General features: G+C 70.5%; 18 protein-coding genes. 12 read left to right on the top strand and 6 right to left on the bottom strand.

The genetic code is table 11. The features are described from left to right. Nucleotides 1–39 precede the first annotated feature (39 nt). The 7 genes from F8566_RS18755 to F8566_RS18725 all read left to right on the top strand — a co-directional run bounded on the left by F8566_RS18755 (nt 40) and on the right by F8566_RS18725 (nt 7,577). Nucleotides 40–2,316, top strand: a complete 2,277-nt coding sequence (locus F8566_RS18755; RefSeq protein WP_151561546.1) for an ATP-binding cassette domain-containing protein — start codon at nt 40–42, stop codon at nt 2,314–2,316. 135 nt (nt 2,317–2,451) lie between these two features. After that, nucleotides 2,452–3,315, top strand: coding sequence for a class I SAM-dependent methyltransferase (locus F8566_RS18750; RefSeq protein WP_151561545.1), 864 nt, complete (start codon nt 2,452–2,454; stop codon nt 3,313–3,315). Beyond that, nucleotides 3,312–4,322 carry a saccharopine dehydrogenase family protein gene (locus F8566_RS18745; RefSeq protein ID WP_151561543.1) on the top strand — a complete coding sequence of 337 codons (1,011 nt, stop codon included), beginning with the start codon at nt 3,312–3,314 and terminating at the stop codon, nt 4,320–4,322. The genes F8566_RS18750 and F8566_RS18745 overlap by 4 nt, the downstream gene beginning before the upstream one ends. After that, nucleotides 4,322–4,942, top strand: coding sequence for a TetR/AcrR family transcriptional regulator (locus F8566_RS18740; RefSeq protein WP_151561542.1), 621 nt, complete (start codon nt 4,322–4,324; stop codon nt 4,940–4,942). Before F8566_RS18745 ends, F8566_RS18740 begins: the two co-directional genes overlap by 1 nt. 37 nt (nt 4,943–4,979) lie before the next feature. Further along, complete coding sequence (locus F8566_RS18735; protein ID WP_151561541.1) at nt 4,980–5,468, top strand: MarR family winged helix-turn-helix transcriptional regulator; 489 nt, start codon at nt 4,980–4,982, stop codon at nt 5,466–5,468. Nucleotides 5,469–5,559: 91 nt separating this feature from the next. Then, nucleotides 5,560–7,032, top strand: a complete 1,473-nt coding sequence (locus tag F8566_RS18730) for an MFS transporter (RefSeq protein ID WP_151561540.1) — start codon at nt 5,560–5,562, stop codon at nt 7,030–7,032. A 41-nt stretch (nt 7,033–7,073) separates the two neighbouring features. Continuing rightward, complete coding sequence (locus tag F8566_RS18725; RefSeq protein ID WP_151561539.1) at nt 7,074–7,577, top strand: TIGR03618 family F420-dependent PPOX class oxidoreductase; 504 nt, start codon at nt 7,074–7,076, stop codon at nt 7,575–7,577. Nucleotides 7,578–7,592: 15 nt separating this feature from the next. Here F8566_RS18725 and F8566_RS18720 read toward each other — a convergent pair whose 3' ends face one another. Together F8566_RS18720 and F8566_RS18715 are read right to left on the bottom strand one after the other, a co-directional pair. After that, nucleotides 7,593–8,501: a M56 family metallopeptidase gene (locus tag F8566_RS18720; protein ID WP_151561538.1), complete on the bottom strand. Its 909-nt coding sequence runs from the start codon at nt 8,499–8,501 to the stop codon at nt 7,593–7,595. Then, complete coding sequence (locus F8566_RS18715; protein WP_151561537.1) at nt 8,498–8,881, bottom strand: BlaI/MecI/CopY family transcriptional regulator; 384 nt, start codon at nt 8,879–8,881, stop codon at nt 8,498–8,500. Before F8566_RS18715 ends, F8566_RS18720 begins: the two co-directional genes overlap by 4 nt. Nucleotides 8,882–8,973: 92 nt before the next feature. Between F8566_RS18715 and F8566_RS18710 the strand changes: the two genes are divergently transcribed. After that, nucleotides 8,974–10,482 (top strand): cytochrome ubiquinol oxidase subunit I, encoded by a 1,509-nt coding sequence (locus F8566_RS18710; protein WP_225993305.1) that lies wholly within the window; start codon nt 8,974–8,976, stop codon nt 10,480–10,482. Then, nucleotides 10,479–11,372: a cytochrome d ubiquinol oxidase subunit II gene (locus F8566_RS18705; RefSeq protein WP_151561536.1), complete on the top strand. Its 894-nt coding sequence runs from the start codon at nt 10,479–10,481 to the stop codon at nt 11,370–11,372. The genes F8566_RS18710 and F8566_RS18705 overlap by 4 nt, the downstream gene beginning before the upstream one ends. Nucleotides 11,373–11,385: 13 nt before the next feature. Here F8566_RS18705 and F8566_RS18700 read toward each other — a convergent pair whose 3' ends face one another. Together F8566_RS18700 and F8566_RS18695 are read right to left on the bottom strand one after the other, a co-directional pair. Further along, nucleotides 11,386–12,531: a type III PLP-dependent enzyme gene (locus F8566_RS18700; protein ID WP_151561535.1), complete on the bottom strand. Its 1,146-nt coding sequence runs from the start codon at nt 12,529–12,531 to the stop codon at nt 11,386–11,388. Next, nucleotides 12,531–15,644 carry a BTAD domain-containing putative transcriptional regulator gene (locus tag F8566_RS18695; RefSeq protein ID WP_151561534.1) on the bottom strand — a complete coding sequence of 1,038 codons (3,114 nt, stop codon included), beginning with the start codon at nt 15,642–15,644 and terminating at the stop codon, nt 12,531–12,533. The genes F8566_RS18700 and F8566_RS18695 overlap by 1 nt, the downstream gene beginning before the upstream one ends. Nucleotides 15,645–16,102: 458 nt before the next feature. Here F8566_RS18695 and F8566_RS18690 point away from each other — a divergent pair, with 458 nt between their 5' ends. Next, nucleotides 16,103–16,621, top strand: coding sequence for an NAD(P)H-dependent oxidoreductase (locus F8566_RS18690; protein WP_192809736.1), 519 nt, complete (start codon nt 16,103–16,105; stop codon nt 16,619–16,621). 5 nt (nt 16,622–16,626) lie between these two features. Next, nucleotides 16,627–18,183: an MFS transporter gene (locus F8566_RS18685; RefSeq protein WP_151561532.1), complete on the top strand. Its 1,557-nt coding sequence runs from the start codon at nt 16,627–16,629 to the stop codon at nt 18,181–18,183. Between the two features lie 100 nt (nt 18,184–18,283). Here F8566_RS18685 and F8566_RS18680 read toward each other — a convergent pair whose 3' ends face one another. Next, the gene (locus F8566_RS18680) at nt 18,284–19,348 is read right to left on the bottom strand and encodes an MMPL family transporter (protein WP_151561531.1); all 1,065 of its coding nucleotides are present in this window, start codon (nt 19,346–19,348) and stop codon (nt 18,284–18,286) included. Further along, nucleotides 19,338–20,618, bottom strand: a complete 1,281-nt coding sequence (locus F8566_RS18675; RefSeq protein WP_151561530.1) for an MMPL family transporter — start codon at nt 20,616–20,618, stop codon at nt 19,338–19,340. The genes F8566_RS18680 and F8566_RS18675 overlap by 11 nt, the downstream gene beginning before the upstream one ends. Nucleotides 20,619–20,690: 72 nt before the next feature. On the opposite strand from F8566_RS18675, the gene F8566_RS18670 reads away from it, so the two are divergent. Further along, a complete protein-coding gene (locus F8566_RS18670; RefSeq protein ID WP_151561529.1) occupies nt 20,691–21,311 on the top strand; it encodes a TetR/AcrR family transcriptional regulator in 621 nt (206 codons plus the stop codon). Nucleotides 21,312–21,408: the final 97 nt, after the last annotated feature.

Here is a 21,408-nt window from a genome sequence, read left to right as displayed (position 1 = left end):
ATTATTGCCCCGCCAGCCTCCTGTGAAGGGTTGACCTCCATGAACGACGAACGGCAGCGGCGTCTCGCGGACAGCCACGATGTGATCAAGGTGCGCGGCGCCCGCGAGAACAACCTCGCCGACGTGTCGGTCGACATCCCCAAGCGCCATCTCACGGTCTTCACCGGTGTGTCCGGCTCGGGCAAGTCCTCCCTCGTCTTCGGCACCATCGCGGCCGAGTCGCAGCGCCTGATCAACGAGACCTACTCGGCGTTCCTCCAGTCGTTCATGCCGAACGTGGGCCGCCCGGACGTCGACGCGCTGCACAACCTGAGCGCCGCGATCGTCGTGGACCAGGAGCGGATGGGCGCGAACGCGCGGTCCACGCTGGGCACCGCGACCGACGCGTTCACGCTGCTCCGGATCATCTTCAGCCGGCTCGGTGAGCCCCACGTCGGCCCCTCCTACGCGTTCAGCTTCAACAACGCGGCAGGAATGTGCCCCGAGTGCGAGGGCCTCGGCCGCAAGTCCGACATCGACGTCGACGAGCTGGTCGACCGCGAGCTGTCGCTGAACGAGGGCGCGATCACCGTGCCGAACTTCACCGTGGACTCCTGGTACTGGAAGAACCTGGCCGAGTCCGGGTTCTTCGATCCCGACGTCAAGCTGAAGGACTACACCGAGCAGCAGTGGGAGGACTTCCTCCACAAGCCCGCCACCAAGATGAAGATCGGCGGGATGAACACCACCTACGAGGGCCTCGTGGTCAAGGTGCAGCGGATCTACCTCTCCAAGGACCGCGAGGCGATGCAGCCGCACATCCGCGCGTTCGTCGACCGGGCCGTGACGTTCACGACCTGCCGCGCGTGCGGCGGCTCCCGGCTCAACCCGGAGGCCCTCGCCGCCAAGATCAAGGGCCGCAACATCGCCGACTGCGCGTCGATGCAGATCAACGATCTGGCCGGGTTCATCCGGGACATCGACGCCCCCTCGGCCGCGCCGCTGCTCACCGCCCTGAGCGAGACGCTGGACTCGCTGGTCGAGATCGGTCTCGGCTATCTGAGCCTCGACCGCGAGTCCGGCACGCTGTCCGGCGGGGAGGCGCAGCGGGTCAAAATGATCCGTCACCTCGGCTCCCCGCTGACCGACATCACCTATGTCTTCGACGAGCCGACGGTCGGCCTGCACCCGCACGACATCCAGCGCATGAACGACCTGCTGCTCCGCCTTCGCGACAAGGGCAACACCGTCCTGGTCGTCGAGCACAAGCCGGAGACGATCGAGATCGCCGACCACGTCGTCGACATCGGCCCCGGAGCGGGCACCAACGGCGGGCAGATCTGCTACACCGGCGACGTCGCCGGGCTCCGCGCGTCCGGCACCCTCACCGGCCGCCACCTGGACCACCGTGCCCGCCTCCGCGACGAGGTCCGGCAGCCCACCGGCCATATCTCCATCGAGGGGGCCACGCTGCACAACCTGCAGGACGTGAGCGTCGACATCCCCACCGGCGTGCTGACCGTGGTCACCGGTGTCGCCGGATCGGGCAAGAGCTCGCTGATCCACGGCTCGCTCTCCAAGCGGGAGGACGTGAACGTGGTCGACCAGTCGGCGATCCGCGGCTCCCGGCGCAGCAACCCGGCCACCTACACCGGGCTGCTCGACCCGATCCGCACCGCGTTCGCCAAGGCCAACGGCGTCAAGGCCGCGCTCTTCAGCGCCAACTCCGAGGGCGCCTGCCCCAACTGCAAGGGCATCGGCCTGACCTACACGGACCTGGCGATGATGGCCGGGGTGGCGTCGGTCTGCGAGGAGTGCGAGGGCAAGCGCTTCACCCCCGAGGTCCTCACGTACGAGCTGCGCGGCAAGAACATCAGCGACGTCCTCGGCCTCTCGGTGGCCGAGGCCCGTGACTTCTTCACCGAACGCCAGGCCCGCGCGATCCTCGACCGGCTCGTCGATGTCGGCCTGGGCTACCTCAGCCTCGGCCAGCCGCTCAACACCCTGTCCGGCGGCGAACGCCAGCGGCTCAAGCTGGCGATCCGCATGGCTGAGAAGGCGGCGACCTACATCCTGGACGAGCCGACCACCGGCCTGCACCTGGCCGACGTGGACCAGCTCCTGGCCCTGCTCGACCGGCTGGTCGACGACGGCAACACGGTCATCGTGATCGAGCACCACCAGGCCGTGATGGCGCACGCCGACTGGATCATCGACCTCGGTCCCGGTGCGGGACACGACGGCGGCCAGATCGTCTTCACGGGCACTCCCGCCGACCTGGTCGCCAAGGGGGACACGCTCACCGCCCAGCACCTCGGCAAGTACGTCAGCAGCTGACCGTCCATTCGACGTACGGCCCCCTCGGCAACCCTGCCTTGGGGGCCGTACGGCGTTTGGGCGTTGACGCGAGGACCACCATGGCGCAATATGAACACAAGTTCATGAACATATGTTCACATCGAGGAGGCGGGGATGGTCCAGATCGTCAACACGGAGCAGGCGGAGGCCTGGAACGGCTACGAGGGCCAACATTGGGCGGACAACCACGAGCGCTACGAGTCCATGAACGGAGGGTTCAACGACCGGCTCTTGGACGCCGCCCGGATCGGCGAGCGCGATCGGGTGCTCGACATCGGCTGCGGCAACGGGCTGACCACGAGACTGGCCGCGCGACGGGCCCGGCTCGGGGAGGCCGTTGGCGTGGACCTGTCGGTGCCGATGCTCACCCGGGCACGCGGAATCGCCGCCGAAGAGGGCGTGGAGAACGTGCGGTTCGAGCAGGGTGACGTGCAGGTGTATCCATTCCCCGAGGGCGGGTTCGACGCGGCGATCAGCCGGTTCGCGGTCATGTTCTTCGCCGATCCGGTCGCCGCGTTCGGCAATGTCGCGCGCGCTCTCCGCCCGGGTGGCCACCTGGCGTTCGTGAGCATGGCGGACCTCGGCGGCACCGACCTGGGCACGATCCTCGCGGCGGCGGCCGAGCACCTGCCAGGCTGGCAGGCGGCCTCCGAACCCGACCGACCCGACCCCGAGCGATCCGGGTCTGACCGATCCGGGCCGCTCTCGCTGGCCGACCCCGACCACGTCAGGACGGTGCTCACCGCAGCGGGATTCCAGGACGTCACCACGGAACTGGTCGAAGCGGAGGCCTCCTGGGGCCGTGACGCCGCGGACGCGGCCGAGTTCTTCACCGAGTGGGGCCCGGTCCGCTTCAACCTCGGGGGCGCCGATCCAGGCCCGCTCCGCGAGGCGCTCGAAAGCGCGCTGCGGCCCTTCGAGCGCGCGGACGCCGTCCGGCTGCGGTGGAACTCCTGGCTGGTGCGAGCGGCCCGATGAGGCGCATCGTGGTCTTCGGTGGGTACGGCGCGGTCGGCCGGGAGGCGGCCGCCTTGCTGACCGGCTGGTATCCGGGCGCGGTGGTCGTGGCGGGACGGGCCCCTGAGAAGGCCCGGCCGGTGCCGGACACCACGTCCCTCCGGGTCGACCTGCGCGAACCTGACGAGCTCGATCGGGCGCTCGACGGGGCCGACGCCGTGCTCATGTGCGTCGACCAGGACAACGCGCGGGTCGCTCGCGCCTGCCTGGAACGTGGCGTGCACTACGTCGACGTCTCCGCTTCGTACGAGTTGCTCTCAGGGATCGAGCGCCTTGACGGGCTCGCCACCGAGCGGCAGGCGACCGCCGTGCTCAGCGTCGGGCTCGCCCCCGGCGTCACGAACCTGCTGGCCCGCACGTGCGCGGAGCGTTCCGGCGGGGAGGACGTCGAGATCGGCGTCCTGCTGGGCTCCGGGGAGGCGCACGGACCGGCGGCGCTGGCCTGGACCCTCGATGGACTCGGCGCGATGGGCACGTCCTGGCGGATGCGCTTTCCCGCGCCGTACGGGGCCCGCAAGGTCCATGGCTTCCCGTTCTCCGACCAGCACACGCTGCCCCGCACGCTCGGTGTGGGACGCGTCACGACCGGGCTCTGCCTGGACTCGCGCGCCATGACCGGCGCGCTGGCCGCGACCAGGGTGCCCGGCGTCTCACGGCTGCTGCGCGTCCGGGTAGTGCGGGGCGCCGTTCTGGCAGCGCTGAGCAAAGTGCATTTCGGCAGCGACGGCTTCGCCGTGACGGCCTCCTCGGGTGCCTGCACGGCCTCCGTCACGGGCCGCAGGCAAAGCCGCGCCTCGGGGATCGTCGCCGCCCTGGTCGTGCGGCGGCTGGACTCTCTTCCGCCGGGCGTACGGCATCTGGACGAGATCGTGGACCCGGCCGGCTTCCTGGCCGAGCTCGCGAGGTACGGCTTCGAGCTGACCGCGTCCCCGCTCACGACAATGCCGGTTCAATACGATGCTGGTTGATGTCACCTAGAACAGCGGCCGTCCTGCGGGACGGCGGCGGCGAGCGGACCCTGCGCGACCATCTGATCGCCACCGCCGAGCGCCTCATCGCCGAACGCGGGACCGTCGGGCTCACCGTGCGCGGGATCGCCCGCGAGGCCGGCGTCGCCGACGGCGTGCTCTACAACCACTTCGCGGACAAGGAAGAGCTGCTCGCGCACGGCCTGCGTGCCCACGTCCGCCGCACCGAGCAGGGTCTCAGGGACCTGCCACGGCCCGGCGACGGGAGCGTCGAGGACAATCTGCGGGCGTACGTCACCTATGGGCTGGCGATGCACCGCGCGGTCGTGCCCGCGTTCGCCGGTCTCTTCTCCCAGCCGAAGGTCCTCGCCAGATTCGCCGAGCTCGGCGAGCCGGGCGAGGACTGGCGGGATCGCCTGAGGGGCTACCTGCGAGCCGAGGTGGAGCGGGGGCGGCTCGCGCCCGTCGCCAAGGTGGACGCCGCGGCCAGGATGATCGTCGGCTTCTGCCACGAGTCGGTCATGGCTGCGCTCTTCCACGAGGTGGCAGGGCCCGGGCCCGATCAGGCGGATGTGGACGACCTCGTCACAGTCGTCCTGCATGGGATCATAAATTCGTAGATAATCCGCCAGCAAATCAAATTGCTAGACTGGGGCCATGACTGCCATGGCCCCCTCCCGCGCCGAGCCCGACCTGTCCTTCCTGCTCGACCGCACCAGCCACGTGCTGCGCACCCAGATGGCGGCCGCCCTCGCCGAGATCGGGCTGACCGCACGCATGCACTGCGTCCTCGTGCACGCCCTCGAAGACGAGCGCACCCAGATCCAGCTGGCCGAGCTCGGCGACATGGACAAGACGACGATGGTGGTGACGGTCGACGCACTGGAGAAAGCGGGCCTCGCCGAGCGGCGGCCCTCCAGCAAGGACCGCCGCGCACGGATCATCGCGGTCACCGAGAAGGGCGCGCGGGTCGCCGCCCAGAGCCAGGAGATCGTTGACGGCGTGCACCGGGCCGCACTCGAATCCCTGTCCAAGGACGATCGCGACGACCTTCTGCGGATCATGAATCTCCTGGTCAACGGACACCTCGGGACTCCCGCGGAAGCCCCCGCGCAGGCACGCCGGGCGCGGGAGAGCACCAAATAGTCCTCTTAAGGATCGTCTGTAACGGAACTATCTGCTACGGTCTCTCTATCGGCGCTGCACAGGCTGCACGAAGCTGACCAAGGAGAGACCCATGCCGAACACCGCACCCCCCGCCGCCAGATCGCGCTGGCTCGCGCTGACCGTCCTGTCCGCAGCGGGGCTGATGACGATCCTGGACGGCAGCATCGTGACCGTGGCGATGCCGGCCATCCAGAGCGACCTCGGCTTCTCGCCCGCCGGGCTGAGCTGGACGGTGAACGCCTACCTGATCGCGTTCGGCGGCCTCCTGCTCCTGGCCGGGCGGCTTGGCGACCTGATCGGCCGCAAGACGATGTTCCTCGCCGGGAACGGCGTCTTCACCGCCGCCTCGCTGCTGGCCGGGGCCGCCACCACCCCGGGCATCCTGATCGCCGCGCGGTTCCTGCAAGGCGTCGGCAGCGCCATGGCCTCGGCTGTCGTGCTGGGGATCCTGGTGACGCTGTTCACCGAGCCGCGCGAGCGCGCGAAGGCGATCGGCGTCTTCAGCTTCACCGGCGCCGCGGGCGCCTCGATCGGCCAGGTGCTGGGCGGCGTGCTCACCGACGCCCTCAACTGGCACTGGATCTTCCTGATCAACCTGCCGATCGGCCTGATCACGATCGCGGTGGCGATCCCGGCCCTGCCCCGTGACCGCGGCCTCGGGCTCTCCTCGGGAGCCGACATCGCCGGTGCGGTCCTGGTCACCGCGGGCCTGATGCTGGGCATCTACACCGTCGTCAAGGTCGAGGAGCACGGCTGGCTCGCAGGCCACACCCTGGGTCTGGGCGCCGTCTCACTCGCCCTGCTCGCCGCGTTCATCGTCCGGCAGGCCACGGCACGGACCCCGCTGATGCCGCTGCGCATCTTCCGCTCGCGCAACGTCTCCGGCGCCAACGTCGTGCAGATGCTGACCCTCTCGGCGATGTTCGCCTTCCAGATCATCGTCGCGCTCTACATGCAGAAGGTCCTCGGCTACAGCGCCCTCGAAACCGGGTTGGCCATGCTGCCCGCCGCGGTGGCGATCGGCGGCGTGTCCCTCTTCGTCTCGGCGCGGCTCATCGCCCGCTTCGGCACCCGCGCCGTCCTGGTGACCGGCCTGGCCCTGCTGTTCGGCTCGATGGCCTGGCTCGCCCGCATCCCGGTGAACGCCGACTACGTCACCGACCTCCTCCCCGTGATGTTGCTCATCGCCGGCGGCGGCCTCGTTCTCCCGGCCCTGGCCAACCTGGGCATGTCCGGCGCGAAGGCCGACGACGCGGGGCTGGCCTCCGGCCTCTTCAACACCACGCAGCAGATCGGCATGGCACTCGGCGTCGCGGTCCTGTCCACCCTGGCCGCCGCCAAGACCGAGCGGCTGCTCGGCGAGGGCACGAGCCAGGCCGTGGCGCTGACCGACGGCTACCACCTCGCGTTCATGGTCTCCGCCGGGCTCCTCGTGGCCGCTCTCACCGTGGCCCTCATCGTCCTGCGCGAGCCCAAAACGGAGGCGATCCCCGCAGGCGAGGCCTCGACCGAGGCCCCGGCGCAGCCCGCCGTCACCGCCTGAACGCCCCAGCACACACGAAGCTTTCGGAAAGGAAGATCGACATGACGAAGACCGAGACTGAGACCGAGACCGAGTACGGCCCGGGACAGGGCCCGGGAGCCCGTCTCCTCTCCGAGGAGGAGATCGACGCGATCCTCACACGCGGGCAGTTCGGCGTCCTGGCGACCGTCAAGCGCAGCGGCCACCCGCATCTCGCCTCGATGGTCTACACGTGGGACGCGGCGGCGCGGATGATCCGGATCTCGTCGGCCGAAGGCCGGATCAAGGTGCGCCATCTTGAGCGCGACCCGCGTGCCGTCCTGCACGTCCAGGGAGACACCGTGCTGTCCTATGCGGTCGCCGAGGGCCAGGCGGAGGTGTCCGAGGTGAGCACCGTGGCCGGCGACGCGACCTCCCGGGAACTGCTCGCCATGACCGGCGGCTTCGCGGACCCGGCGGATGAGGCGGCGTTCCTCGAGCAGGTGGCGAAGGACCGGCGCGTGGTGCTCAGGCTTCGGGTGGAACGGGTCTACGGGACGGCGCTGGACGCCCCGGCCGGCAGCTGACCAGGGCGAAACGGCTCAGTGCGGCAGCGCGTACAGCAGGATGGGGACACCGGCGATGATCGGCACCGCCACCATCGCCGCCATCCGGGTGGACCGGCGCGGGGCCTCCGGCTCCAGCAGCCGGTTGACCCGCGCCATGACCGGGATGCCGTCGGTGGCCGCGGCGCCGAGGGTGCCGGACGGGGCGGCCGGCGGCCGGGCCGCGGCGAACCGCAGCAGCGCGGTGGCGAGCTCACGCGGGGCGCGGTGGTGCTTGGCCCGGTCGTCGGCGGCCATCTCGATCAGCAGCTCCACCGCGTCGAGACATCGGCCGACCAGCCTGATCTGCGGGAACACCTGGCGGAGCGAGGCGAAGGGCAGCAGGACCAGGTCGTGGCGCTCGCGGGCGTGGGCGCGCTCGTGCGCCAGCACCGCGGCCAGCTCGGCCGGGTCGAGCAGTTCGAGGGTGCCCGCGCTCACGACCACCTTGGACGAACGGACGCCGGGCACGCAGTACGCGGCGGCCTCCGGGTGGTCGAGCACGAGGGTGTCGGGGGCGGCGGAGTCGCGGCGCGAGACCAGGGCCAGCAACGCCCGGTGCCGCCGCCGTGCCCGCACCACGCGGAACACCGCGTACATCAGCATGGCCAGCAGGATCGCGGTGAGGCTGACGGCCGCGAACAGTGCGGTCACGTGGGCCGCGTCCAGCCGCCCGGCCTGGTCGGTGAAGAGCACGGGCACGCCGCCGGCGATGCCCTTCTCGTAGGGCAGCAGCGCCACGCCCAGCAGGGTGCCGATCGTGGCCAGGCCCCAGCCCAGACCGAGGGCCTGCCAGAGGGCGATCGCGGTCCGGGGGGCGCGCCAGGTCCAGCGCGCCTTGGACAACAGGTGCGCCCCGCCAACGGTCCCCATTGACATCAGTGCGAGCAGGGCGGTGCCGGTCATGCCGGTGGCTCCTTGCGCGTGAGGCCGAGCAGGGCCTCGCGGATCACGGCAGCCTCGTCGTCGGAGACCGAACGCACGAAGTGGGCCAGGGCGGCGTCGCGGTCACCGGTCTCGTTGAGGGCGCCCAGCATCAGCTCGGCGACATATCCCTCACGGCTCGCGGAGGGGCTGTAGCGCCAGGCGCGGCCGTCCCGCTCGCGCTCCAGGAAGCCCTTCTTGGCAAGCCTGTCCAGGACCGTCATGACCGTGGTGTGCGCGAGGTCACGGTCGCCGGCGAGGGCACGGCTGACGTCGCGCGCGGTGGCGGCGCCGTGACCGGCGTCCTCCCGCGCCCAGAGAATCTCCATGACCGTGCGTTCAAGCTCTCCCAGACCCTTCACGGGGTCCAGATTAACCGACTGAGAGGCATGTCACCACGGCAGGTAGTACTACCGACTTAAGTACTACAGGCTGTAGTACTACAGTCGGTGGCATGAGCTCCACAGCGCTCCTCGCGGACCTCTCCGCCCTTGTCGGGGACACAGCCGCCCTTGCGGTGGACCCGGCCGCCCCCCTCGTGGATCCGGCCCACGGCGCCGCGACGCCGGCCGACTTCATGGCCGCCCGCCAGCAGATGGCCTTCACCCTGGGCTTCCACATCATCCTGGCCAGCATCGGGATCGGTCTCCCGGCGCTGACGCTCCTCGCCGAATGGCGGTCGCTGCGCACCGGCGACCGCGTCTACGCCGAGCTGGCGCGGCGCTGGATGAAGGCCGCGGGCGTGCTCTTCGCGGTCGGCGCCGTGTCCGGCACGGTGCTGTCGTTCGAGATGGGCACGCTGTGGCCGGGCTTCATGGACAAGTACGGCCAGGTGTTCGGCGCGGCCTTCGCGTTGGAGGGCATCGCGTTCTTCATCGAGGCGATCTTCATGGGCGTCTACCTCTACGGCTGGGACAGGCTCTCGCCGCGCGCCCACTTCGTCACCGGCATCCCCGTCGTGATCGCGGGTCTGCTCTCCGCCTCGTTCGTGGTCACCGTCAACTCCTGGATGAACCAGCCCCGCGGCTTCAAGCTGGTCGATGGGAAGGTGACCGACGTCGACCCGCTGGCGGCGATGTTCAACCCGGCGACCCCGGTGCAGGCCGTCCACCTCATCCTCGCCTCGCTCATGGTCTGCGGCTTCATCGTCGCCTCCGTCTACGCCGTCGCCCTGCTCCGCGACCACCGGGCGGGACGGGTCGACCGTTACCACCGGCTCGGCTTCGCGATCCCGTTCACCCTCGGCGCGGTGTGCGCCCCGCTGCAGGTCGCGGTCGGCGACTGGGCGTCCCGCTTCGTCGCCGACAACCAGCCGATCAAGTTCGCGGCGATGGAGGGCATCGAGCACACGCAGGAAGGGGTGCCGTTCAAGTTCGCGTTCATCGAGATCCCGAACGCGCTCTCGCTCATGCTGAAGTTCGACTCCAAGGCCACGCTGCGCGGCCTCGACGCCTTCCCCGAGGACGTCCACCCGCCCGCCGAGGTCGTGAAGACCTCGTTCGAGATCATGATCGCGATCGGCATGGCCCTGCTGGCGCTGGCCGCCTGGTGGGGCTTCGCCTGGTGGCTCCGGCGCCGTGCGGCGCTGCGGTCGGGCGCGCTCAGCAAGCACCATGACCTGCCCTGGAAGCCCTGGTTCCTGCGTGCCGCGAGCCTCGCCGGGGTCGCCGCCGCCATCGCGATGGAGGCCGGCTGGACGACCACCGAAGTCGGACGCCAGCCATGGATCGTGTACGGGGTGATGCGCACCGAGGAGGCCGTCAACCCCAACCCCGGACTGCGTTTCGGCCTCTACATCGTCCTCGTCGTCTACGCCGTCCTCGCGATCGCCACCATCAGCGTCCTGCGGCGCATGCGCCGCCTCCCACCCGAACCCGAGCCCGCCGCGGACACCCCCGCACCCCGACCCGCCGCGGACGCTCCCGCTCCGCGCGACGACCGTGAGGAGGCCGGAGCCCGATGAGCCACCCGGACATCGCCCTTGGCCTGATCCTGCTGGGCCTCTCCGCCTATCTGCTCTTCGGCGGCGCCGACTTCGGCGCCGGACTGTGGCACCTGATCTCGCCCCGGCGTTCCGACAAGGACGTCATCGAGCACGCCATGGGTCCGCTGTGGGAGGCCAACCACGTCTGGCTCATCTTCGTCATGGTGATGACCTGGACCGCATTCCCGCCCGTCTTCGCCGACATCATGGCCGCGCACTGGGTGCCGCTGTCCCTCGCCGTCCTCGGCATCGTCGCCCGGGGCAGCACGTTCGTCTTCAGCAAGGCGGTCCCTGACCAGAAGGCCTATGCCTGGCTCTTCGGCGTCTCCTCAGTCGTGACCCCGTTCTGCCTCGGCGCCGTGGCGACCACGGTGGCCACCGGCGAATCCACCTGGCTCAGCCTGTCCGGCATCTACGGCGGTGTCCTCACGACTGCGCTCTGCGCGTATCTGGCGGCCGTCTACCTGATCTGGGACGCCCGGCGCCTGGCCGACGCGGACGCGACACTGCGCTTCCGCGGCTACGCCCTTCTCAGCGGAATCATCGTCGGCCTCCTGGCCCTTCCCGGCGCTGCCGCGTTGGGCGTGCAGTCCCCTCTCATTCTCGTCTCCGCCGCGTCGGGCATCGTCTCCCTCGCCCTCGTGCTGCGCCGCAACTACCTCGCCGTACGGGTCACCGGCGCGCTCGCCGTCGTCACCGTCCTCTGGGGCGCCGCCGAGATGGCCGATCTCGATCTGGACTCGGCCGCCGCCCACGACGCCGCCCTCCAGGTCGTCTTCGTGGCACTGGGCGTAGGCGCCCTCATCCTCGTGCCTTCCATGACCTGGCTCTACGTCCTCTTCCAACGCTCCGAACCCCGACCCCGCTGACGCGAGACGCGCGTCAGGCGTTCAGATAGTGGAAGCCGGGCTTGGGGTGCATCAGGAAGTCGTGGTGGGAGATGTTCCAGGCGTACGCGCCCGCCATGGCAAAGGCCACTATGTCTCCCACCGCGATCCGGCCTGCCGGGACCGAGCGAGCGAACACGTCTTTGGGTGTGCAGAGTTGGCCGACCAGGGTCACGGGTTCGGTGGTGGCGGGGCCTGGGGCGTTCTGCGGGATGACGACGAACGGCTGATCGTGCTGCTTGGTGACCGGCGTGCGCAGGTGCATGGTCCCGCCGCGCAGGATCGCGTACCACTCGCCGTGGGCCCGCTTGACGTCGAGCACGTCGGTCACGTACCAGCCGCAGTAGACGCTCATGGCGCGGCCGGGCTCGATCCGGAGCGTCTCCCCTGGCAGCGCCAGTTCTGCGATGCCCTTCGCGTACGCGGTCCAGTCGAAGAGGCGGCCGGGATCGGAGTAGTCCACGGCCATTCCGCCTCCAAGGTTGATCTCTGGAGTGGGCAGGTCGAGTCGGGCGCGGGCCCAGGCAAGGATCTCCTCGGACTGCTGGAGCATCTCGGGAGCTTCCAGTCCTGATGCCAGGTGCGCGTGGAAGCCCTTCAGGCGGATCCAGGGCGCGGCGGCCAGGATCTCGCGGCAGCTCTCGATCGCCTCGGGGTCCATGCCGAACGGGCCCGACATCGCCAGCGCGACGCCGTCCCGCCGCCCGGCCAGGTTGACCCGCAGCAGGACGTCGACCTCGTGTCCGGTCTCGCGGGCGAGCGTCGCAAGGCGGGTGAGCTCGTAGGGGCTTTCGACATGGACGCAGTCGACGCCCAACCGCAGGATCGAGGCCAGTTCGGGGTCGGTCTTGCCTGGACCGCCGAAGGCCAGGCGTGCGTCCGGCAGGATTCGGTGAACGTGGTCGAGTTCGCCGCCCGAGGCGACCTCGATGCCGTCCACGTAAGGCTCCAGCGCCCGCAGGACGGGCGCCTCGGCGTTCGCCTTCGCCGCGTAGTAGAGCTCCGGCGCGCCGGGCACGGACAGCGCCTCCCGTATCGACGCCGCGTGTGACCGTAGCGCCCGCAGGTCGTAGACGAAAGCGGGGAGCCCCTCGTCCTCGATGAGCGCGACCGCCCGTTCCCGCGCGTCATCAGTGATCATCAAGCCTCCTCGTCGATGGCGCCGCTGCCCGCCGCGAACTGCTCCGCGAACTGCGCGGCGAACGTCTCGTCGCCCAGGGCGGCTCGGAGCTTCGCGGTGATGCGGTCGACGTCGGCGCGTTCGGCGGGCGGGAGCGGCGCGTCGACGCCGTCCCGGATTGCTGCGGCCTTGCCAAGGTGCCGTGCCCCAAGGTCATGGTCGCCGGCGGCGACAGCGGCACCGGCCAGACCCTCGTACGCGAGCGCCATGGAACGGGGGTCACCGGCGTGGCGGGCCGACTCCAGGCTCTCCTCGTGCAGGGAACGGGAGGTTTCCGCATCGCCGCGCAGTTCGGCGATGAACCCGAGCTCCGCGAGGATCAGCGCTTGGGCGAGTGAGGAGTCCACCTCGCGGTTCCAGGCCAGCCATCGGCGGAGGAGAGGTTCGGCCTCGTCGAGCTGTCCTTGCCGCCGGTAGCTCAGCGCCAGCCCGAGCTCCGCGAACTCCTGGCCGACCGTGTAGCCCTGCTCGACGGCGCGCTCGCTACTCCGTTCGTGCAATTCGTCGGCTCGGGCATGGTCGCCGTTGAGCAGGGCGATCCTGCCCAGGAGGGACAGCCTGTCGCTGACCTCGCTCCACAGTCCGAGCTCCTCGGCCATCCGCAGCCCGTCCCGATGCAGGCGGCCCGCCTCGGCGTAGTCGCCCGTGATCTCCGCGTGGATGCCCAGCGCGAACGTGGCGTGCACCCGGCCCCACTGGTCGCCCAGCTCGGTGAAGAGCTCCATGCTGCGCCGGCCGTCCTCCGCCAGCGCCTTGAGGTCACCGCGTACCAGCGCCTGCCGGGCCAGCCCGCTGAGCGCGGCCGCCGTACCCCACCGGTCGCCGATCGCCAGCGTCACCTCCAGCACCTCGGTGGCCAGCTGCTCCTCGGCCGTCCGCTCGCCGATCGCGAGGTACGCGAGGGTCCGGAACGACTCGGCGCGGATCCTGCGAGTGAGCGCCGCCAGGTCGGCCGGGCGGGACGGCGGCACGGCAGGCTCCGCGGGGTCTTGGCTCTTTCCCATGCGGAGGCTGAACGCGGCGCGCCAGACACGGGCCGTCCCCGCCTCGTCCTCGCTGCCGTCATCGGTGCCAACCGCCGCGAGTGCGGCCGTGAGCGAGCGCAGGCCCTCGCCGAGCCGACCCCTCAGTACCCAGTACCAGGCCAGCGAGTTGACCAGCAGCAGGCCGCCGCCCCGTTCGAGCGCGAGCCGTAGGTTGGACGTCTCGGCGTCCAGCCGCCGCAGCCACTCCCGTTGCGTGGGGCCGCGCAAGTACGAGTCGGCCAGGGCGGCCAGCTCGGTGTAGTAGCGCCGGTGCCGCCCTTCGATCTCCTCGACCTCACCGGCCTCCTGCAACCGCTCGTAGCAGTACGCGGCGACCGACTCCAGCAGGCGGTACCGCGTCCCCTCCGTACCGGAGGAGACCACGACCAGCGAACGGTCCACGAGCCGCGCCAGCGAATCCAGCACGTCGAGTCCATCCTCGCCGCTGACCCGTTCGACCGCTTCGAGCGTGCAGCCGTCCGCGTGCACGGCCAGCCGCCGCAACACCGTGCGCTCGTCCTCGCCGAGCGGCTCCCAGCTCCAGTCGATCATCGCCCGCAGCGTGCGCTGCCGCGCGGGCGCGTCGCCGTATCCGCTGCCCAGCACCCGGAACCGGTCGTCGAGACGGGACGCCAGCTCGTGAACGCCCAGGACGCGGACGCGCGTGGCCGCCAGTTCGAGGGCGAGCGGGAGGCCGTCCAGGCGCCGGCAGATCGCGGCTACGGCGTCCGCGTTGTCCGGGGTCACGGTGAAGCCGGGGCTGCCCGCGGCGGCACGGGCGGCGAAGAGCTCCACGGCGCTGGACTCGGCGAGCGGCGGGACGTTCCACAACAGCTCGCCTGTGGTGCCGAGCGGGCGCTGGCTCGTGGCCAGGACGGTCAAGCCCGGCGCGGTACGCAGGAGAGCGGCCGTCAGCTCGGCGGCTTCGGTGACGACCTGCTCGCAGTTGTCCAGGATGAGGAGCATCCGCTTGCCGCGCAGTGCCCCGGCGAGCCGGGCCGGCAGCCCCTCGCCGCTCTCGTCGCGGATCCCCAGAGCCACCGCGACCAGCTCGGCCACCGCCTCCTCGCAGTTCGCGCTGACCAGCTCGACGACCCACACCCCATCGGGGAAACGGCCGGTGAGCCGGCGGGCGGTCTCCAGCGCGAGGCGTGTCTTGCCGACGCCGCCAGGACCGGTCAGCGTCACTAGCCGGCCTGTGTCCAGGAGCGCGCCGATCTGCCGTACCGCCTCCGCACGGCCTACCAGGTCGGTGAGCGGAACGGGCAGATTGGTACGCGGCGCGGGGGCCGGTGGCGAGCCCAGGGACGGGTCCTGTTCGAGGATGGACTGGTAGAGCGCGGCGATCTCGCGGCCAGGATCAACACCCAGCTCGGCGGCCAGTCGTTCGCGGAGCTCGTGGTAGCCGCTCACCGCCTCGCTCTGGCGCCCCGCCCGGTAGAGAGCGCGCAGATGGGCCGCGCGGAGGCGCTCCCGGAGCGGATGCCGGGCCACCAGATCCCCGAGCTCGTCGGCGAGCATGGCGTGTTCGCCCAGTTCCAGCCTGGCCTCGGCGAGCTCTTCCCAGGCGGTCAGGCGAAGCTCGTCCAACCGGGTCCGTTCCGCCCGGGCGAACTCCTCGTCGGCGAAGTCGAGCAGCGCCGCTCCACGCCAAAGCGCCAACCCCTCGCCGAGCAGATCCGCGCGAGCCTGGGGGCTGTCGGCGGCGCGCGCCCGGTTGACAAGGAGCTGGAACCGGCCGCTGTCCACGGCATCGGGCGCCACGTCCAGCAGGTAACCCGGCGGCTGCGACACCAGCAGCTTCCGTCCACCCGGATCGGCGGCGTCAAGGACCCGTCGCAGCTGGGACGCCCGGGTCTGCAGCGAGGCCGCGGGATTGGCGGGCAGGTTCTCGCCCCACAGCACGTCGATCAGCCGGTCGGCGGGCACGACCCGGCCGGGGTTCATGAGCAGCTGGGTCAGCAGGGCACGGACCTTGACCTCGGGGATCCGCACCTGACCGCCCTCAGCGGTCCACACGGCGAGCGGACCGAGCACCCCGAAACGCATGGTCTTGAATCCTCCCCTCCCTGAACGGGAGGGGACTCTCTCCCGTTCATGAGAGCTGCAGGGATTTGCCCCTCACACCGCCCGGTCGGACGGCGTCCGGCCGGGTCTTACGCGATCGACGGTAGCAGGGCGGAAACCAGCCCTGTGGAGCATCACGTGTGCGGAGTTCTTGTCCCTGGGCCGGGTGTTTTCGCATGTCGTGCAGGCGTAGCGCGTTCCGACAGCGGCAGGCGGTGCTTGGCTCTCGCACTGCACCTCGCGCAGTCGGTCGTGGTGTGCTTGGGATCAACAAGCCGGACGTCGCGTTGGTGTTCGCGGCCCATCGCGACCAGTTGCCTTGCGGGCGTGGTGAACATGCCCACGACGCCCCAACACCCGTCCTGAACCAGCCCTAAGTCCGCCTGGAGGACCGCTGGAGTGCGCTCGCGCAGAGTGCGGCTCGAAGGGAGGGACCGAAGGTGCGAATCGCGATCATCATCACCGGCGCCGCCGACCATGCGGACCGGGCAGTGGCCGAATGGCTCGCCGGGCGCGTCCACGCTCGCGGCGACGCCGAGGTGGACCTGCTCGACCTCGGCGCCGCCTGCCTGCCGGATCGGCCAGCCGCCCACCTGCCGACGCCGCCGGCGGTGCGCGATCTGACGCCGTGGCTCGGCGCCGCGAACGGCTTCCTGCTCGTGCTGCCCGGCACGCCGCCGGACCAGGTGCGCCGAGCCGTCTCCTGGTGCGGCGACTGCTGGCGCGCCAAACCCGTGGGCCTCATCTGGTACGGGGTCGTGCCGGACGCCGAGGGGGAGGTCTGCGCTCTGGAGGTCCGTTCCCTGCTCGATTCGGTCGGGGCGGTCACGATCGGCGAGGCCGTCCGCTTCGCCGACAGCGACCGCTCTGGCCAGGCCGATCTGATGCTCGCCGAACTCGTGTCGCGAGCACGCGAGGTCCCTGATACCCCCTGCACCGCTGAAACCCCCTTGGAGTAATCAACATGTCTGTTCCCACCACCACCGCTGACGGCGCCGCGCGCGCCGGGGCGAGGGAGTGGCTCGGCCTGGCCGTGCTGCTGCTTCCGACCACACTGTTGTTCCTGGCGATGACGGTGTTGTTCCTCGCCACCCCGCAGATCGCCGCCGATCTCGGGCCCAGCAGCGGCCAGTTGCTGTGGATCAACGACATCTACGGGCTCGTCATGGCTGGGCTCCTCGTCGCGATGGGCACCGTGGGCGACCGGCTGGGCCGCCGCAAGATCCTGCTGTTCGGCGCCGCGGCGTTCGGCCTCGCCTCGGTCGCGGCGGCCTTCGCGCCGGACGCGAGCTGGCTGATCGCGGCACGGGCCGTCATGGGTGTCGGCGCGGCGGCCGTGATGCCGTCCACGCTCTCGCTGATCAGCAACATGTTCCAGGACGAACGCCAGCGCGGTACCGCCATCGGCCTGTGGGCGGCCTCGATCTCGGTCGGCGTCGCGATCGGCCCGCTCGTCGGCGGCCTGCTGCTGGAGTCCTTCTGGTGGGGCGCGGCCCTGCTGATCGGCGTGCCCGTCATGGCGCTGGTGCTGGTCGCCGCGCCGCTGCTCGTTCCCGAGTACCGGGCGCCGCAGGCCGGTTCGCTGGACGTGCCGAGCGTGCTGCTGTCGATGGCCTCGCTGCTGCCGATCGTGTACGGGATCAAGGAGTTCGCCAAGAACGGTCTCAACGGGACCGCGGTCGCGACGGCCGCCGTCGGGCTGCTGTTCTCGGTGGTGTTCGTCCGCCGCCAGCTCAAGCTGGCCAACCCGCTGCTGGACGTGCGGCTGTTCGCGAACCGGACGTTCAGCGGGGCGCTGGGTGTGTTCCTCTTCTCCGCGATCGCGCTCGGCGGCGTCTACCTGCTCTTCACCCAGTACCTGCAGCTGGTGGCGGGGCAGTCGCCGCTGGAGTCCGGACTGTGGATCCTGCCCGCGGCGCTCGGCCTGGTGGCCGTCTCGATGCTGGCACCGAAGATCGCCCGCAGGGTGCGTCCCGCCTACGTCGTGGCCGGCGGATCGCTCTTCTCGGTGGCCGGTTACCTCGTGCTGACCCAGGTCGAGGCGTCCGGGCTGACCCTGCTGATCATCGGCTTCTACCTGCTCTACCCGGGCATCGCCCCGACCATGGCGCTCGCCACCGGACTGGTGATCGGATCCGCCCCGCCGGAGAAGGCGGGTGCCGCCTCCGCGGTCAACAGCACCGCGAGCGACCTCGGCGTCTCGCTCGGCATCGCCATCCTGGGCAGCATCGGCGCCGCGATCTACCGCTCCGAGATGCCCGCCGACGTCCCCGCCGCTGCCGCCGACACCCTGCCGGGCGCCCTGGCCACCGCCGAGGACCTGCCCGCCGCCCAGGGCTCCGCACTGGTCGAGCAGGCACGCGACGCCTTCGCCGAGGGCCTGAACATCGCCGCCGGAGGGGCCGCGCTCCTGGCCGCGCTGGCCGCAGTTCTCGCGATCACCATGCTCCGCCGGGTGCCCGCGACCGGCGACCCGGCCCCCGCCGACGACGCGCGGGAGGACGAACTGCTCAAGGTCTGACGCCATCTCGACGCCGGGGCGGCCTCTGGCCGGGGTGGGCTCCGGTCATGAAGGATTCCGGTCAGGGTGGGCTTCGGCCCGCCCTGACCGTGTTCGTGGGTCAGCCGACGGGTTCGAGTTCGAGTTGCTCGGCGGTCTCCTCGCGGCCGGTGGGCGGGGTGGGCCGGGATGGGCGTTCGCGGCCGGGCCACCACCAGTTGGCGTGGCCGAGCAAGCTCATCAGCGCGGGAACGAGGACCAGCCGGACGATCGTCGCATCCACCGCGACCGCCACCGCGAGGCCCAGGGCCATCATCTTCACCGTCGGGTCGGGCTGGGGGACGAAGCTCGCGAAGACGAAGATCATGATGAGCGCGGCGGAGGTGATGAGGCGGGCGGTGGCGCCGATGCCGATCACCACGCTCTCGTGCGGGTCCCCCGACCGTTCGTACTCCTCCTTGATCCGGGACAGCAGGAAGACCTCGTAGTCCATGGAGAGCCCGAAGATCAGGGCGAACATGAAGAGCGGGACGAACGACATGATGGGGATCGCCTGGTCCACGCCGAGCAGCTGGATGCCCCAGCCCCACTGGAAGACGGCGGTGACGACCCCGAACGAGGCGCCGATGGACAGCAGGTTCATCAGCGCGGCCTTGATCGGCACGATGATCGAGCGGAACGCGATGATCAGCAGCACCAGGGCGACGCCGACGACCGCGACGACCACGATCGGCATGCGATCCCCGACCGTGTCGGCCAGGTCGATGATCGCCGGGTTCTCGCCGCCGAGATAGACGGTGGCGCCGGGGTGTTCGGCGAGCACGGCCGGGACCTCGGTGCCGCGCAGCCGGTGGACCAGGTCGGTGGTCTCCTCGACATGCGGCGCGGTCGCCGGGATGACCTGGAGCAACGCGGTGGTGCCGGTGATGACGGGCTCGGCGGTGAACGCCACGCCCGGCACCTCGGAGATCCGCTGCTTGAGCGCCTGCCCGAGCACCACGGCGCGCTTGTCGGGTTTCTTGGTGAGGTCCGGTGCGCCCTTGGGCAACGGGATCGAGGGCTTCTCAGGGGTGGGCGTCGGCGACACCGCCCCCTGCGGGCCTGAAAGGCCAGTGAGCCCGTCCGGCCCCTTGATGGTGGGCACCTGTCGCTTGGCGGGTGCGGAGCGCTCCTCCTTACCCGGCACCTTGGGCGACGATGACGAACGGGCTGTAGTGCCCGGCGCCGAACTCCTTGGCGACGATGTCGTACGCCTGCCGCGAGTCCGTCTTGGGCGAGGAGATGCTGTCGGCCATCACCCCGAACCGCAGGCTGAGAGTCGGCACGGAGAGCGCGAGCAGCACCAGCGTCGCCACGATCGCGTACGGCCAGGCGTTGCGGTCGACGTGGCGCCCCCACGTCATCCACCGTGTGGAGCTGCGGTCGGGTCGTACGCGCGGCAGCTTGTAGCGGTCGATGCGCGTGCCCAGCGCGCCCAGGATGGCGGGCAGCAAGGTGAGCGCGCCGAGCACCATGAGGCCGACCGACAGCGCGGAGGCGAGCCCGATCCGGCCGATGAACGAGATGCCGGACAGGAAAAGGCCGCAGATCGCGAAGACGACCGTTCCCCCGGCGAACACCACGGCATGCCCGGAGTGCGCCATGGCGCGCCCGACCGCCGTCTCCACGTCGTCGCCGTCGGCCAGCTGCTGGCGGTAACGCGTCACGATGAACAGCGCGTAGTCGATGCCAGCGCCGATGCCGAGCATCGCCGCGACCATCGGGGCGGTCGGATGCACCTCCACCGCCGACGCCGCGAAATGGATCACCGAGTAGGCGACGACCATTCCGCACAGCGACACCAGGATCGGGATCCCGGCGGCCAGGAACGAGCCGAAGGCCAGCAGCAGCACCAGCATGGCGAGCATGATCCCCACGCCCTCCTGCGGGCCGCCCTTCGGCTGGTTGAGGATCATCGCGACGATGCCGCCGAACTTGACGTCCAGCCCCGCCATCCGGGCCGGCTCCACCGCCTCGTCGAACCTGTCCAGGTCGGCGGCGCTGACGTCGCCCATCGTGCCCTTGAGGTTGACCCGGATCACGACGGCGTCGTGGCTCTTCATCCCGCCCATGCCCTGGATGTAGGGGTTCTCGGCGAAGGCGACGCGGTCGAGCGCGGTCAGGTTCTCGATGGCCTTGCCCACGGTGAGCGCGACCCGCCAGTCCCCCGGGCTCGCGTCGGCCGTGGAGTGGAAGACCACGGTGGCGGTGGGCCCGGTCATCGCCGGGAAGTCCTGGCGCAGGGTGTCGATGGCGCGCTGGGTCTCGGTGCCGGGGAGGGAGCTCTGCTGGACGAACATGCCGCCCTGGGTGACGCCCAGGACCCCCGCCCCGAGCATCAGCAGGACCCAGAGCTCGAAGACGGCGCGCCGTCGCCGTACACAGAGGCGTCCCAGCCTCTCCAGTGTTCGCGCCATGATCCGCAGAAAAACACGCTCGGTGCATTTTTGCAATAGCTGCAAGTTTGCAGTCGTGTTAGTGTCCGTGACATGGGTCACGTTGAGGGGTTGCGCGAGCGGAAAAAGCAGCGCACCCGCCGGACGATCGCCTCCGAGGCGCTCCGTCTCTTCGCCGAACGCGGCTACGAGGAGACGACCATCGCCGACATCGCCGAGGCCGCCGACGTGTCCCCCCGCACGTTCTTCAGCTACTTCCCGAGCAAGGAGGACGTCGTCTTCGCCGAGATCGACGACCGGCTCGCCGAGGTGGCCGACCGGCTCGCCCAACGGCCTCCCGGCGAGGCCCCGCTGGAGACCATCCGGCGCAGCATCGTCGACATCATGGAGGCCCTGGTCACCGAACACGGCGCGTACGGCGCCGTCCAGGTGCAGCTCATCCTCGAACGGCCCGGCCTGCGCGCGTGCGCCCTCCAGCGCATGACCGCCACCCAGCAGGAGCTGGAACAGCACCTGCGCGACCTCTGCCCCGGCATCAGCGAGATCGACGCCGTCGCCGCCTCAGGGGTCGCCATCGGCGGCATGCAGTCGGTCATCGTCCACTGCCGCCGGCACGGCTACTCCCCCGAAGCCATGCGCGACGCGCTGGACCGCACCCTCACCCTGGTCGAGAACGGCCTCTGCTCCGTAGCCGCCCTCAGCGAAGCCTATTAATTGGCTTTCGCGGCCTCGGGACCTCGCCTGGCGGCTCGAACCCGAACCGCAAAAGCGGCGAGCGCGACGTCGCTTCGCGATCTCTCGTGAAGCTTCG

This window comes from Actinomadura rudentiformis (assembly GCF_008923185.1).
GTDB lineage: Bacteria > Actinomycetota > Actinomycetes > Streptosporangiales > Streptosporangiaceae > Spirillospora > Spirillospora rudentiformis.
This window is presented reverse-complemented; position numbering and strand designations above follow the sequence as displayed.

Bases quoted from the DNA above. Each gene is read 5' to 3' on its own strand.
- F8566_RS18755 (WP_151561546.1), top strand. From the start codon at position 40: ATGAACGACGAACGGCAGCGGCGTCTCGCGGACAGCCACGATGTGATC.
- F8566_RS18750 (WP_151561545.1), top strand. From the start codon at position 2,452: ATGGTCCAGATCGTCAACACGGAGCAGGCGGAGGCCTGGAACGGCTAC.
- F8566_RS18745 (WP_151561543.1), top strand. From the start codon at position 3,312: ATGAGGCGCATCGTGGTCTTCGGTGGGTACGGCGCGGTCGGCCGGGAG.
- F8566_RS18740 (WP_151561542.1), top strand. From the start codon at position 4,322: ATGTCACCTAGAACAGCGGCCGTCCTGCGGGACGGCGGCGGCGAGCGG.
- F8566_RS18735 (WP_151561541.1), top strand. From the start codon at position 4,980: ATGACTGCCATGGCCCCCTCCCGCGCCGAGCCCGACCTGTCCTTCCTG.
- F8566_RS18730 (WP_151561540.1), top strand. From the start codon at position 5,560: ATGCCGAACACCGCACCCCCCGCCGCCAGATCGCGCTGGCTCGCGCTG.
- F8566_RS18725 (WP_151561539.1), top strand. From the start codon at position 7,074: ATGACGAAGACCGAGACTGAGACCGAGACCGAGTACGGCCCGGGACAG.
- F8566_RS18720 (WP_151561538.1), bottom strand. From the start codon at position 8,501: ATGACCGGCACCGCCCTGCTCGCACTGATGTCAATGGGGACCGTTGGC.
- F8566_RS18710 (WP_225993305.1), top strand. From the start codon at position 8,974: ATGAGCTCCACAGCGCTCCTCGCGGACCTCTCCGCCCTTGTCGGGGAC.
- F8566_RS18705 (WP_151561536.1), top strand. From the start codon at position 10,479: ATGAGCCACCCGGACATCGCCCTTGGCCTGATCCTGCTGGGCCTCTCC.
- F8566_RS18700 (WP_151561535.1), bottom strand. From the start codon at position 12,531: ATGATCACTGATGACGCGCGGGAACGGGCGGTCGCGCTCATCGAGGAC.
- F8566_RS18695 (WP_151561534.1), bottom strand. From the start codon at position 15,644: ATGCGTTTCGGGGTGCTCGGTCCGCTCGCCGTGTGGACCGCTGAGGGC.
- F8566_RS18685 (WP_151561532.1), top strand. From the start codon at position 16,627: ATGTCTGTTCCCACCACCACCGCTGACGGCGCCGCGCGCGCCGGGGCG.
- F8566_RS18675 (WP_151561530.1), bottom strand. From the start codon at position 20,618: ATGGCGCGAACACTGGAGAGGCTGGGACGCCTCTGTGTACGGCGACGG.
- F8566_RS18670 (WP_151561529.1), top strand. From the start codon at position 20,691: ATGGGTCACGTTGAGGGGTTGCGCGAGCGGAAAAAGCAGCGCACCCGC.